This is a genomic window from Zunongwangia sp. SCSIO 43204, from assembly GCF_019904275.1.
Classification (GTDB): domain Bacteria; phylum Bacteroidota; class Bacteroidia; order Flavobacteriales; family Flavobacteriaceae; genus Zunongwangia; species Zunongwangia mangrovi.
In genome coordinates this window covers 1,053,873-1,067,745 of record NZ_CP063204.1, presented here as the reverse complement: position 1 = coordinate 1,067,745, position 13,873 = coordinate 1,053,873, and the positions used below count along the sequence as shown (strand labels likewise).

Annotated in this window: 16 protein-coding genes; 9 read left to right on the top strand and 7 right to left on the bottom strand. The window is 36.4% G+C overall.

The window, feature by feature from the left end; all coding sequences use genetic code 11:
- Window positions 1–63: 63 nt before the first annotated feature.
- From INR75_RS04715 to INR75_RS04705, 3 genes are read right to left on the bottom strand one after another with little or no spacing between them, the layout of a single operon-like run.
- Complete coding sequence (locus tag INR75_RS04715; protein WP_223090976.1) at window positions 64–1,095, bottom strand: rhodanese-related sulfurtransferase; 1,032 nt, start codon at window positions 1,093–1,095, stop codon at window positions 64–66.
- Window positions 1,096–1,125: 30 nt separating this feature from the next.
- Window positions 1,126–1,356, bottom strand: coding sequence for a ferredoxin (locus INR75_RS04710; protein WP_084841933.1), 231 nt, complete (start codon window positions 1,354–1,356; stop codon window positions 1,126–1,128).
- On the bottom strand, window positions 1,356–2,597 hold the full coding sequence (locus INR75_RS04705; protein ID WP_223090975.1) for a peptidase U32 family protein: 1,242 nt from the start codon (window positions 2,595–2,597) through the stop codon (window positions 1,356–1,358). Before INR75_RS04705 ends, INR75_RS04710 begins: the two co-directional genes overlap by 1 nt.
- A gap of 215 nt (window positions 2,598–2,812) precedes the next feature.
- On the opposite strand from INR75_RS04705, the gene recA reads away from it, so the two are divergent.
- The 6 genes from recA to INR75_RS04675 all read left to right on the top strand — a co-directional run bounded on the left by recA (window position 2,813) and on the right by INR75_RS04675 (window position 7,936).
- Window positions 2,813–3,832, top strand: a complete 1,020-nt coding sequence (gene recA / locus INR75_RS04700; protein WP_223090974.1) for a recombinase RecA — start codon at window positions 2,813–2,815, stop codon at window positions 3,830–3,832.
- Between the two features lie 117 nt (window positions 3,833–3,949).
- Window positions 3,950–4,429 (top strand): hypothetical protein, encoded by a 480-nt coding sequence (locus tag INR75_RS04695; protein ID WP_223090973.1) that lies wholly within the window; start codon window positions 3,950–3,952, stop codon window positions 4,427–4,429.
- A gap of 247 nt (window positions 4,430–4,676) precedes the next feature.
- Complete coding sequence (locus tag INR75_RS04690) at window positions 4,677–5,135, top strand: hypothetical protein (protein WP_223090972.1); 459 nt, start codon at window positions 4,677–4,679, stop codon at window positions 5,133–5,135.
- 149 nt (window positions 5,136–5,284) lie between these two features.
- Window positions 5,285–5,740 carry a hypothetical protein gene (locus tag INR75_RS04685; RefSeq protein ID WP_092539862.1) on the top strand — a complete coding sequence of 152 codons (456 nt, stop codon included), beginning with the start codon at window positions 5,285–5,287 and terminating at the stop codon, window positions 5,738–5,740.
- Between the two features lie 160 nt (window positions 5,741–5,900).
- Complete coding sequence (locus tag INR75_RS04680) at window positions 5,901–6,443, top strand: RNA polymerase sigma factor (RefSeq protein WP_223090971.1); 543 nt, start codon at window positions 5,901–5,903, stop codon at window positions 6,441–6,443.
- The gene (locus INR75_RS04675) at window positions 6,440–7,936 is read left to right on the top strand and encodes a hypothetical protein (protein WP_223090970.1); all 1,497 of its coding nucleotides are present in this window, start codon (window positions 6,440–6,442) and stop codon (window positions 7,934–7,936) included. The genes INR75_RS04680 and INR75_RS04675 overlap by 4 nt, the downstream gene beginning before the upstream one ends.
- Before the next feature lie 46 nt (window positions 7,937–7,982).
- On the opposite strand, the gene INR75_RS04670 is transcribed toward INR75_RS04675, so the two are convergent.
- Window positions 7,983–8,723, bottom strand: a complete 741-nt coding sequence (locus tag INR75_RS04670; RefSeq protein WP_223090969.1) for a 1-acyl-sn-glycerol-3-phosphate acyltransferase — start codon at window positions 8,721–8,723, stop codon at window positions 7,983–7,985.
- A 75-nt stretch (window positions 8,724–8,798) separates the two neighbouring features.
- Here INR75_RS04670 and trpS point away from each other — a divergent pair, with 75 nt between their 5' ends.
- On the top strand, window positions 8,799–9,767 hold the full coding sequence (gene trpS / locus INR75_RS04665) for a tryptophan--tRNA ligase (protein WP_223090968.1): 969 nt from the start codon (window positions 8,799–8,801) through the stop codon (window positions 9,765–9,767).
- 7 nt (window positions 9,768–9,774) lie between these two features.
- On the opposite strand, the gene dprA is transcribed toward trpS, so the two are convergent.
- Window positions 9,775–10,875 (bottom strand): DNA-processing protein DprA, encoded by a 1,101-nt coding sequence (gene dprA / locus INR75_RS04660; protein WP_223090967.1) that lies wholly within the window; start codon window positions 10,873–10,875, stop codon window positions 9,775–9,777.
- Window positions 10,876–10,972: 97 nt separating this feature from the next.
- Here dprA and INR75_RS04655 point away from each other — a divergent pair, with 97 nt between their 5' ends.
- Both INR75_RS04655 and INR75_RS04650 read left to right on the top strand, forming a co-directional pair.
- Window positions 10,973–11,908, top strand: coding sequence for an SPOR domain-containing protein (locus INR75_RS04655; RefSeq protein ID WP_223090966.1), 936 nt, complete (start codon window positions 10,973–10,975; stop codon window positions 11,906–11,908).
- A gap of 57 nt (window positions 11,909–11,965) precedes the next feature.
- Entirely contained in the window at window positions 11,966–12,478 is a 513-nt protein-coding gene (locus INR75_RS04650; RefSeq protein WP_084841944.1) for an acyl-CoA thioesterase, read from the top strand.
- Window positions 12,479–12,480: 2 nt separating this feature from the next.
- Here the strand turns inward: INR75_RS04650 and INR75_RS04645 are convergent, their stop codons facing one another.
- Both INR75_RS04645 and INR75_RS04640 read right to left on the bottom strand, forming a co-directional pair.
- Window positions 12,481–13,119, bottom strand: coding sequence for a hypothetical protein (locus tag INR75_RS04645; protein WP_223090965.1), 639 nt, complete (start codon window positions 13,117–13,119; stop codon window positions 12,481–12,483).
- Window positions 13,120–13,168: 49 nt separating this feature from the next.
- A complete protein-coding gene (locus tag INR75_RS04640) occupies window positions 13,169–13,861 on the bottom strand; it encodes a hypothetical protein (protein ID WP_223090964.1) in 693 nt (230 codons plus the stop codon).
- Between the last annotated feature and the right edge of the window lie 12 nt (window positions 13,862–13,873).

Here is a 13,873-nt window from a genome sequence, read left to right as displayed (position 1 = left end):
TAAATAAGTTCTTAAACAGTAAAGATACCAATATTAATTGGCATCACCATTTAGAACGAAAGCTTAACTCTTATATTTTAAAACTTCAGAGCGGCCTTTCTTAAAAATTTTATTGCTATTTCCTTTTCCTCTTCTAAGCTCTTTTTGCTCTTCAAAGGGAAGGGAATTTACTTTCATACAATCTTCGCTACAGCAATTATTCATTTCCATAGCGCATTCTTCACATTGGATAAAAAGAAGGTGACAAGCCTCGTTTGCACAGTTCACGTGGGTATCACATGGTTTACCACACTGGTGACAATGCGCAATCACATCTTCACTAATTCGTTCAGATCGACGATGATCAAAAACGAAGTTTTTTCCAATAAATTTATTCTCTAATTGTTGATTTTTAACCTGGCGAGCATATTCTATAATTCCGCCTTCTAATTGATATACATTCTGAAAACCACGATGCTTGTAATAAGCACTTGCTTTTTCACAACGAATACCCCCAGTACAATACATTAACAGGTTTTTATCCTCTTTATGTTCTTCAAGATCCTTTTCGATAATAGGCAAAGAATCTCTAAAAGTGTCTACATCTGGAGTTACTGCGCCACGAAAATGACCAATTTCACTTTCGTAGTGGTTTCTCATATCTACACAAACCGTTTTTGGATCGTCTAATAACTGGTTAAAAGTAGCCGCATCTACATGAATACCTTTATTGGTCACATCGAAGCTGGCATCATTTAAACCATCGGCCACGATTTTATCCCGAACTTTCACTTTAAGCTTAAGGAAAGATTTAGAATCATGCTCGATCGCGATGTTTAGGCGACAACCTTCTAAGAAGTAAATTCCGTCGATAAATTCTTTAAACTCGTTGAATTTTTTTGCAGGAACAGAAAGCTGGGCATTGATACCTTCGTGTGCCACGTAGATTCTTCCCAGAACATCCATAGAATTCCAGGCAACAAAAAGATGATCTCTAAAAAGTTTAGGATTGCCTATTTTAGCGTAGGCATAAAAAGAGAGCGTAAGCCTATCTTCACCGGCTTCCTCGATTAATGCTTCTCTTTCTTTAGCGCTTAGTTTATTGTACAGTTGCATGCTATACTAATTTTAAGAATTAAAGAAATATTACAGTTTTTTAGTGGTAATTATTTTTACCGGACAGGCATTTTGAGCCTGCAAACATTCGGCAAATATACTATCATCGTGTGATTTAAGTGTATAAAAGCCTTTTTTTTCTTTAGAATGTAGTAAAACACTCTTCCCGTCTTTCTTAGACATTTGAAATTCTGAAGGTGCCATCTCTACACAATAGTTACAGCCAATACATTTTTCTCGCTGCAATGTTACTACTACCATTAGGCCTTAACGATTTTATAGAGTTTATCTGAATTTCTTATTCTGAAAGGTAATTTTATCGTACAAGAATCTCCTTTCGATGCCATTTCTAATTGCTCGTCGTTAACCATCATTTCAGAAAGTTCTACTTCTTGTGCTCCTGTAGTTGGACCGGTAATTAATAGTGTATCGCCTAATTTAATATCGTAAGCTTCGATCTTAAATTCACCAATATTGGCTTTAGGAAAATAATGCATTCCCTTACCTACATAAACTTTCTTTTGCGTGGCATGAGATCCTGAACCTTCGCTCCACTCCCCTAGTTTTTGGCCTAAATAGTAACCACTCCAAAATCCGCGATTGTAGACTTTTTTAAGCTCTCCCATCCAGGCTTCCACCTTTTCTTCAGAGTATTCTTCAGCATAATAAGCATCGATCGCTTCACGATAGGTTTTTATCACTTTTGCTACATATTCTGGTGCGCGACCACGACCTTCAATCTTTAAAACCTTTGCACCGGCATCGATCACCTGGTCTAGAAAATCTAAAGTACAAAGATCTTTAGGAGACATCATATACTCGTTATCCAGCTCTACTTCAAAACCACTTTCCTGATCGATCACCGTATATTTCTTTCGGCAATTTTGTTTGCAGGCACCGCGATTAGCCGAGGAATTATGAGAATGTAAGCTTAAGTAACATTTTCCTGAAACTGCCATACACAAAGCACCATGCCCAAAAATTTCTATTTCAACCAAATTTCCGGAAGGCCCTTTAATTTGTTCTTTTTCGATCTGGTCGCAAATCTTTTTTACCTGTCTTAAACTAAGTTCCCTACTTAACACCATTGTATCTGCAAACAGCGCATAAAACTTAACGGTTTCGATATTTGTAATATTAATTTGCGTAGAAATATGAATTTCCATCCCTATCTGTCTTGCATAAGCAATTACCGCCTGATCCATAGCAATTACCGCCGTTAAATTTGCAGCCTTTGCCTTATCCAACAATGTTTTCACGATAGAAAGATCGTGATCGTAAATAATCGTGTTTAGCGTAAGATAAGTACGTATGTTCTTAGCTTCGCAACGACTGGCGATTTCTGGCAGATCGTCTATCGTGAAATTAATGCTCGCTCTGGCGCGCATGTTTAGTTGTTCTACGCCAAAATAAACTGAATCGGCGCCATTATCCAATGCTGCCTGCAAAGACTCAAAATTCCCTGCCGGAGCCATAAGTTCTATCTTTCCAGTGGTCGTCATTTTTAATAAAATTAAGGGCTGCAAAGATACATATTCTTTCAATTATTGGTTACATTTAAGCGAATCCAAAATTTCAGAAATTAAAATTCAAAATCGATAAAATCTGGCCGGTTCTTTGCTATAAAAATGTCACTGTGAATAAACCTGAGGATTTTAAATTGTGACCTAGTAAAACTTATAGTAATTTAGCAACTTGCAAAAACAGGAGAACAAAAATGAGTAACGATAAAGAAAAAGACGCAAAACTAAAAGCTCTTAAGCTTACCCTTGACAAAATGGATAAAACCTATGGAAAGGGAACGGTAATGAAAATGGGAGATCAGGCTGTTGAAAACATCCCTTCTATTTCTACCGGCTCTTTAGGTTTAGACCTTGCTTTAGGCGTAGGTGGTTATCCAAGAGGAAGAATTGTTGAGATCTATGGACCAGAATCTTCTGGTAAAACAACCTTGACGCTTCATGCTATTGCTGAAGCTCAAAAAGATGGTGGTATTGCCGCTTTTATTGATGCTGAACATGCTTTTGATCGTTTTTACGCTGAAAAACTTGGGATCGATATCGAGAACCTTATCATTTCTCAGCCAGATAATGGTGAGCAGGCTTTAGAAATTGCCGATAACCTAATTAGATCTGGAGCGATAGACATTATTGTGATCGACTCGGTTGCGGCTTTAACGCCAAAAAGTGAGATCGAAGGAGAAATGGGAGACTCTAAAATGGGGCTTCATGCTCGTTTAATGTCTCAGGCACTTAGAAAATTAACCTCAACAATTAGCAAAACTAACTGTACGGTAATCTTCATTAACCAGCTTCGTGAAAAGATTGGGGTAATGTTTGGAAACCCAGAAACAACTACCGGTGGTAACGCGCTTAAATTCTATGCTTCTGTACGTTTAGATATTAGAAGATCTACACAAATTAAAAACAGTAGTAGTGAAGTGATGGGTAATAAAACCCGAGTAAAGATCGTGAAGAACAAAGTAGCTCCGCCATTTAAAACAGCCGAATTTGATATTATGTACGGTGAAGGGGTTTCTAAAATTGGAGAGATTATCGATATAGGTGTAGACTACGAGATCATTAAGAAAAGTGGTTCGTGGTTTAGTTACGAAGATACCAAACTTGGCCAGGGTCGTGACGCCGTAAAAACCATCTTAAAAGATAATCCAGATCTAATGGACGAATTAGAAATTAAGATCAAAGATGCTATTAAATTAGCAAAAGAAGAGGCTTAAGTCATTTCTAATCAGAATAATAATTAAAAATCCCCATTTTGGGGATTTTTTTATGAATTTTCTACGCAACCTTTGCAGATTAAATTCATCTAGATTAAAACAAAACCCAAAAGCAAAATGAAAAAAATCAGTTTTATTTTAATCTTAGCCCTAACACTTTTTAGCTTTGTAAGTTGTAATGATGATGATGGGCCAAGTATCGCATATCAATATGCAGAAGTAACCGGAGAAACCTTACCAGATTTTTTTGAACCTGAAGAAGAGTACGATATTACAGTAACCTATGAATTACCGGACGCCTGTAATGAATTCTATTCTTTCAACGGAGGCACTCATGAAGATGAAGATGATGAAAGCGTTTTGGTTTATGATATTCAGGTTTTAACCTCTTACGACCCTAACGTAATTGAATGTACAGAAGAAGGCGATTTAACTGAAACAAAAGCACTTTTTGAGGATTTCGGAATACCTTCAGACTTTCAGTACGACACAATACGTTTTCGTTTTTTAACTGGTGCAAGCGAAAATAACGAAGCAGAATATTTAATTGTGGATGTACCGGTTGGCGCACCAGAAGAAGAAACTCCGGCTGAATAAGTAAACTAACTCGGGGCAAGCCCTCAAGGCATTCGTTGGAAACAAATTTTTAATTTCGAGGCATGCCTCTGGATATTATACCCTTTGGCGGTGCCAATAAAACCCAGTAAGTGTTTTTAACAATTTTCAAGTAAATTTGAAACAACCTAGCCCAAAAGCTGAAATTTTAAAATTTCAGCTTTTTTAATTTTAAAAACGCAACCTTTTATAAAGTTGCCCATCTAATCACAAATAAACCATTTATAAAATGAAGAAAATTACCCTAATTCTAATCTTAACATTTGCTCTGTTTTCCTGTAGTATAGAAAATGATGAACCAAACGTTTCTTATAGCCCAGTAGGAATTTTAGATGCTACCTTGCCAGAATATTTTGTTATAGACCAGGAATACGAAATTGATATCACTTACGATCTTGGAAGTGATTGTAATAGCTTCCATAATTTCGAATATAGTTCAAGACAAGATCCAGAAGATGATTCGATATTAGAATTTTATGTCAATGCTATCGTCTCTTTTGATCCAAGCAACACCGCAAATTGTACCGACGACGGTATAACCGAAACAGAGAATTGGGCCGAAGATTTTGCAATAAACTCAGATCAATATGATACTATCCGGTTTAATTTTCTAAGCGGAAGAAATGAAGATGGTACCGCAGAATATTTAACTATAGATGTTTTAGTGGGCGAACCAGATGAAAACTAAGAACCTACAGAATAAGCTAATGGAAATACAGTAGTTTTTTCTAAAAAGGCTGAAATTTTAAAATTTCAGCCTTTTTTATTTCGGGCACGCAACCTTTTGGTATTTAGTGTATCTAGAGAATACAAAACACTAAAATATTTTATAGCCTAATGAAAAGAATATTATTAATTTTAGCATGTATCTGTACCCTAACCGGATGCTCTTTAGACGATGACGGTGCGTCTCTATCGTTTAGTCTTGCTGAAATTACAGATGCCCAAATGCCCGAATATTTTGAGACCGGCGAAGTTTATAGTTTTCCTATAAGTTACATACCAGATGATGGATGTGAACAATTTTATGGTTTTGATATTGACCGGGAAATTAATGGTAATGTACGCCACGTCTACGTGTTTGCTGTAACTGCAAAATATCTGGATAGAACGAACTGTGATGATGCAACAGAACAGGAAAGAGACCTAAGAGATATTGTAATTACCGGGGATGAAAATACCGAATATGTTTTTCATTTTTGGACTGGCGAAGAAAATAACGAAGCTCAATATATAGATATTACTATCCCGGTTGGCGAACCAGATGAAACCGAAGAACCAACACAAGAGTAAATCTCTTAAAGATTGATACCGAGAGGTAAATATTAGAAAATTGTTTTTATTGTTAGCAAGTATCCAATGATGTCCCGATATACTTCGGGACCTGTTGGATCAAAAAACAATAACTCCATTACGATTATCGAGTAAGACCAACTAAACCAAACATGATCTTTTGACGCTAGAGAAGCTCATAAAAAGATGTAAACAGAATGACATAAAAGCACAGGAAGAACTTTACCGCTTGTATGCCGGTAAAATGTTTGGCCTTTGCCTTAAATATTCTGATAGCTATGCGCAGGCCGAAGATAACCTGCAAGATGGCTTTTTGACCATTTTCGACAAAATTGGGCAGTACAAACATCAGGGGTCTTTTGAAGGTTGGATGAAGCGAATAATGATAAATACCACATTACAGAAATACAGAAAAGAAAAATTATATAGTATAACGAACGAAGATCAAATAGAAGAAACAACAGTAGAATATGAAGAATCTTCATTACCGCTGGATTTTCTTCTTAAGATCGTACAACAATTGCCACAACGCTATCGCGAAGTTTTCAATTTGTATGTTTTAGATGGCTATTCTCATAAAGAAATAGCGGATATTCTAAAAATATCAGAAGGAACTTCAAAATCTAATTTATCGAGAGCGCGCAATTTATTGAAAGAAAATATAGAAAGTAAACACTATAATTCTTCTGCAAAAACCCTATGAAAGAGAAAAAGAATATAGATCGACTTTTTCAGGAGAAGTTCAAAGATTTTGAGCAAACTCCAAATGAGGACGTCTGGAAAAATATCGCAGAGAAATTACAGGAAAAACAAAACAAAAAACCTGTAATCTTACCACTTTGGTACAAACTGGGTGGTGTTGCAGCTGTTTTGGCTATAATCTTAGCCAGTGTATATTTTTTACAAAACAGCCCGGCAAATTTTACTGAACCCCAAATCACATTCGATATTGAAGAATCTCAACTGCCTACAATAGAAATGCCTGCGGATTCTCCTTTAAATAACGCTAATAAAACATTAGAAGAAATCACAGAATCCTCTAAGAATACTGGCGAAAAAGCCGAAGAAGCCAATACAAATGAGGACGTTTCAACTAATTCTGGCACTTTGGCTAGTCAGAATACCACGGGTGCCTCAGAGACAAATACATCTTCAGAAAAATCAACTTTAGAAAAAACGAACAGCAATTCATCGAATATTGCATCTAATCAATCAAACAACGAACATGAATTGGCAGGTATCGATCAAAAAAACGATGCTGAAATCATCGAAGATCAGGATACCACCAAAGGAATCTCTTCAGAAAAAACTTCAGTTAAAACAACAGAGGAATCACAAATTGCTGCAGTAGATTCTACGCAATCACAAGCCGACAAAGATTACGAAAATGCAGTAGCTATTTTAGAAGCAGACAAGAACAAGGAAAACGCTTCAGAAGACGTAAAAATTGCTTCCGGTAAAGCAGGAAAGGTGAGTATAGCACCTTTTGCAGCACCGGTTTACTATGACAATCTGGGTAGCGGTAACCCTTTAGATCCTTCGTTTGCCGGTAATCAAACCAATAGTGAAGTGACTATGGCATACGGAGTTAAAGTGGCTTATGCAGTTTCAGAAAAAATAAAAATTCGCTCTGGTATAAACAAAGTGAGCATGAACTATCAAACTCAGGATATTGCATACAATTATGCGGTCGCTTCCAATAATTTGTCTAGTATCAATTACGATACCGGAGGCGAAAATATTAGAATCGCAAATAATAACGCTGCTAACTCTCCAGCCGATGAATATTATGATAATTTGGAAAATGGTTTTTCATCTATGATTAATATGCCCAGAGAAAATGGTTCTTTGAGTCAGAATTTTGGATATATCGAAGTTCCGGTAGAAATTGAATACAGTTTGATCGACAAAAAAGTTGGGTTGAAAGTAATTGGCGGGGCAAGTAGCTTGTTTTTAGACGAAAATTCGGTTAGCGTAAATGGCCAAAACGGCAGCATCGAACTTGGTGAATCCAATAATCTGGAAAGCCTAAGTTTTACTACGAATATCGGGATGGGTGTAGATTACCAGTTAAACGATAAGTTTAAACTTAATTTAGAACCTACCTTTAAATATCAACTAAATAGCTTTAGCAACACTAGCGGCGTTAACCCTTATTTCTTCGGAATTTATACAGGTTTTAGTTTCGAATTTTAATTTGATATTCGAAAAATTCAAGCGAACTAAATGCTGAAATTGGCTATTACAGACTAGGATTTTTTAGCTCATTAAAGATAATTTCCCTGGTCTTTTCTTTAATCTCTTTACGATCGTCCTGCGTTTTACCTTTGGTTGGAATAAAATCATGAATGGTAACACGTAATTTCCCGGGACTACCTGATAAAAAAGTATATGAAAAACGCTTTTTGGTATCGTGAAAAGTTAATGGTGCAATTGGAATTTGGTGATCTATGGCCAATTTAAAAGCACCTTCTTTAAATTCGTCTAAAATGATGTTTTCGTCATCGGGAACACCTCCTTCAGGAAAAATACAAATACTATTTCCCTGTTTTAATCGTCTCTCAGCTTCATTAAAAACTGCCTGGCGACTTTGCTGACTTTTACGATCTACCAAAATACAGGTTTTACGATAGAAAAACCCGAAAATGGGAATTTTAGCCAATTCTTTTTTTCCCACAAACACAAAAGGATGGTTAACGGTTGCCAACATTAACATGATGTCCAGCATCGAATAATGATTGGCCACAAACATATAACTACCATCTTTATCCAGCTTATGGCTGCCTTGTGTGCGACGGTAAAAACCCATTCCAAAAATGATGAATTTCCCCCACATCCTGGCACAAAAGAAAAACTGCGGATAAAACCGTTCTGCCGAAGTAAAAACGATAAGGATAGGTAGCATGAGAATTATTGGCACTACGAGCAAAACGTAGAACCATATTCTCCATACCGCAATAGAAATATTTTTAAAAAATCGCATAGATTCCAAAAGTAGTAAATACAATCAAGTGAATTCCACAAAAAAAGTACCTTTGTATAAAAATTTAATAACTACATGTCTAGAATACTAACGGGAGTACAAAGCACAGGAACTCCTCATTTAGGAAATTTACTGGGGGCAATTATGCCTGCTATTAAAATGGCGAATAGCCCAGAGAATGATTCTTTTATTTTTATAGCAGATATGCACTCTTTAACCCAAATTAAAGATGCAGAAACTTTAAGAAATAACACCTACTCTGTTGCGGCAACCTGGCTTGCCTGCGGTCTTGATATCGAAAAAACCGTTTTTTACAGACAAAGTGATATCCCACAAACCAGTGAACTTACCTGGTACTTAAGCTGCTTTTTCCCGTATCAAAGACTTACGTTAGCACATTCGTTTAAAGATAAAGCAGATCGTTTAGAAGATGTAAATGCCGGCCTTTTTACGTATCCAATGCTTATGGCAGCAGATATTCTTTTATATGATGCTGAAATTGTTCCTGTTGGGAAAGACCAGTTACAACATTTAGAAATTACCAGAGATGTCGCTTCTCGTTTTCATGCAAAAATGGGAGAAACCTTCGTAATTCCTGAATCTAAAGTGGAAGAAAACACCATGTATGTTCCCGGGACAGATGGTTCTAAAATGAGTAAATCGAAAGAAAACACCATTAATATTTTTCAGACCGATAAAAAACTGAGAAAACAAATTATGGGTATCCAAACCGATAGCACTCCGCTTGAAGAACCTAAAAACCCAGATACCTGTAATGTTTTCAATATTTATAAATTATTAGGATCTGAGGCTCAAACAGCAGATCTGCGCCAAAAATACGAAGCTGGCGGATTTGGTTACGGGCACGCAAAACAGGCACTTTTTGAATTAGTAAAAGAAATTTTTGCCGAGCCACGTGAGAAATACGAATACTACATCAACAATCTTGAAGAAGTAGATAAAGCTTTAGCGGTTGGGAAAGAAAAAGCAACTGCTGTAGCGAATGATGTTTTAAAGCGTGTTCGTGAAAAATTAGGATATTAATTACGATCTAAATTGCTTCAAATAATTTACCGGGCAAAGGCCTAATTACGCCTTTAAGTTCCATATTCAATAAAATTGAAGCGGTTTTAAAAGTTGGGAAATTGCAATAAAGCGCTATCGTGTCTAATTGTGATTTCCCTTTTTCTTTTAGCTGGTCGTAAATAAGTTGCTCTTCTTCATCCAGATCGATAAACAACTGTTGCTGCACAGGTTTAATTTCTTCATCTAGCTTCCAACCCAACATATACACCAAATCTGCAGCACTGCTTAATAAATGGGCATTGTTCGATTTAATAAGTGCGTTACAACCTTTGCTGTATTTATCGCCCGGTCTTCCCGGCACAGCAAAAACTTCACGATTATAAGAATTTGCAATATCTGCGGTTACTAAACTCCCGCCCTTCTCTGCACTTTCAATCACTACGGTAGCTTCGCTTAAACCGGCGATAATTCGGTTTCGTTTTAAAAAGTTATTGCGATCAAACTTATCGCTACTCCAAAAATCGCTAAAAAAGCCACCATTTTTTAAAACCTCATCAACATATTTTGCATGCACTTTTGGATAGATTTGATCTAAACCATGCGCCAAACATCCAATCGTTTGCAGATTATGAGTTATAGCAGCCCGATGGGCCGCGATATCTACTCCGTACGCGAAACCAGAAACAATTACAGGATCTAGCGGACTCAATTCTTCAATAAACTCTTCTACAAAAGCTTTCCCGGCGCTTGTGATCTTTCGGGTACCTACAATACTTATAATTCGGCGATTTTGAAGTTTAATAGTTCCTTTAGAAAACAGCAAAATGGGCGAATCATGGCAATGTTTTAATTTTTCAGGATAGTTTTCATCTAAAAAATAATGAGTTTCTAATTGCTCATTTTTGATAAATTCGAGCTCTTTTTCTGCCGCTTCAAAGTTCGAAGGATCCAGTAAGCCTTTTAGTTTAAGCTCGCCTATACCTTCGATTTTTAATAAATTTTGTCGCTTTTCTTTAAAAATTGCTTCCGTACTGCCTAATCTTGCTATTAGTTTCTTCGCTGTTCTATCGCCCAGATTAGAAGCTTTTTGCAAAGCCAGCACATATCTTAGATCACTACTATTCATTCCACCGCTTTCGACTAAAATTACGCAAAAAAAGATTTGTTAATAAAAATTGTTTCGCTATTTTTATATACTTCACATTCGTCTTATTTTTGCAATTATGAAAATAGCTAACTACATACAGGATTTACTTTACCGCTACGAATGCGTTATCGTACCGGGATTTGGTGCATTTCTATCTCAAAGAGAATCTGCTTTTATCGATGCAGAAACCAATAATCTTTACCCGCCAAAAAAGACTGTATCCTTTAACCGTCAATTAGTTAAAAACGACGGATTGTTAGCCAATTACATCGCAGATGCTGAAAGTATTAATTACACTACTGCATTAAATAAGATCGCCGATTTTGTACATCAGCTGGAAAATTCTTTAAAAGAAAATGATAAAGCTGAAATCGCTAATGTTGGTGAATTTACTGTTTCTGAAGATTATACGCTTCAATTCGAGCCTTTTAATAAAGTGAATTACCTGGCTGATTCTTTTGGACTTGATGTGGTTCATTCAGCAAAAATTCAGCGTGAAGTTTACAAATCTCAGGTTCAGAAAATCGAAGAAAAAGCGCCAATTCATTTCACTCCCGAGCGTAGAAGCCGCAAAGGCGCATTCCTTAAATATGCCGCGGTAGGGATTCTTGCTCTTGGTTTATCTGGTGTTGCCGGTTTAAATATTTATAGTAACCAGGTGGCTGAACATAATATTGCTGAACAACAGGAAGCTGAAAACCAGTTACAACAACAAATTCAGGAAGCTACTTTTGTGATCGACAATCCACTACCGGCCATTACTTTTAACGTAGAAAAGCAACCTGGTAATTTTCACCTTGTTGCAGGAGCATTTAGAGTTGAAGAAAATGCCGAGAAAAAAGTAGAAGAACTTAAGAAGGAAGGTTACAAAGCCCGACTAATAGGTGCTAACAAATATGGCCTTCATCAGGTTGTTTTTTCTAGCCATAAAACCAGACGAGATGCGGTAAACGCATTAAATAAACTGAAAAGGGAAAATCAGGCTGCCTGGTTACTGGTACAGGAACTTTAATCTTTTTTTAGTGATATTTAGCTAAAAGCTCACTATTATTGCCAAAAATTGGCATATATGAATTCTAAGTACCCAAAAGATTCTAGAACTACATTAACCGATCTTGTTTTACCAAGTGAGACCAATCCGCTAAATAATTTATTTGGAGGCGAATTGTTAGCTCGTATGGATCGTGCTGCCAGTATTGCTGCCAGAAGACATAGTCGCCGTATTGTAGTAACTGCCTCTGTAAATCATGTTGCCTTTAATAAAGCAATTCCGCTAGGAAGTGTTGTAACGGTTGAAGCAGCTGTTTCTCGCGCGTTTAAATCGTCTATGGAGATCTTTATAGATGTTTGGGTAGAAGATCGCGAAAGTGGTCTTAGAAGTAAAGCAAACGAAGCGATTTACACCTTTGTAGCTGTAGACGAAACCGGGGCGCCAGTTCCTGTTCCTCCACTAGAACCAGAAACAGATCTGGAAAAAGATCGTTTTGCCGCAGCCTTAAGAAGAAAGCAACTTAGCCTGGTACTTGCAGGAAAACTAAAACCAAATGATGCTACAGAATTAAAGGCATTGTTTAAAGACTAATCTTATCCATTTGGATTGTGTAAATGTACGCGTAATCCAAAACCAAGGTCTATTAGAAAATGCTTATTTAAATAGTCGTTATAAGCCCTATTTTCGATATCAAGAACTAAATAATATGGAGAGACTTTAGCAAAAAGCGCTATGGTTTGATTAAAGCGATAACCTAATTCTCCCGTAATTTTATAACTGGTACCATTCTCTCGAAAAGAATCTGGAGAAAAAGGAACAGTATTATTTAAAGTAACAGCACCAATACCCGCAGTGATCATGTAATTAAATTGTCGATTAATTGCCTGATAATAACCTAGACTAAGCCCATACTCGCTAAAATTGCTATCACTTATATTTCCAATTTTTTCAATATTGGTCACTTCGCCTTCATGCCATTTTCCATAAACGCCGGCAACAAATTGCGGAGTAAGAAAAACATTTACTTCAAACTGAATTCCCGCATCAAATGAATAATCATTTCCTAAACTTGAATCACTTAAAGCATTAGGGAAATATGTTGATAAGCCAAAAAACACAGTTTCTGGATCTTCAGGTTCGTACCAGTTTTTATGTGGTGTTGGCAGAACTTCAGTTTGCGCATTTCCTAAAGAAACACTCAATATAAAGCCTAAAAGTAATAATTTCTTCATTTGAAAAATTTATGCTGAAAATCGATAAAATCGGGATATAATTTTCAATTTAAAAATCTAAATCAATAGTACTGATCGCTGAAGTTACCGTAATCGTCGTGTCTTTTTCAGCTTCATCATTTACCGTATATAAGATCTTAATAGGTGATCCAACAGGCAAACGATATGAATTTTGAAAAGAGGCTGTTTCTTCATCCAATCTTTCGTAAGTATTTGATGTATTTTGATATTTTCCTATAGGATTGTTTTCTTCATCCAAACTTATAAACTGTGTGGTATTGTAATACTGTATTCGGAATTCTACACTATCGGTTTCAGGCAATCTATCTATGCTAATATCTACATCCTGAATGGGATTAAGCTTCACCAGATCCAGGTTTACACTTTCTTCCCTATCCATAAACTCTCTTGGATCCACATAACTTAGAGACATAAAATTTGGATTATGATCACCTGAAGAAAGCGGATTAAAATTAACAACTATCCCACGGTTATAAGCCACTAAAGATACAAAGTCTACCTTACCAAGCGCTTTACTATGAGAAGCTCCTAAAACATTATTTTCTTCTCCAACCTTAGTGGTTACATTTACGGGAAGATCTTGCAAAGCGACATTATTAGAATCTAAAAGCGTGGCAAAAACAGCCATTCTTTTATCTTCGGTGACCAGAACATCGTCTTTGTGGCAAGCAGAAAAACACAGAAATAGCACGACAATAGTCGCAAAGTATATTACTTTCATATTGATTAGTTA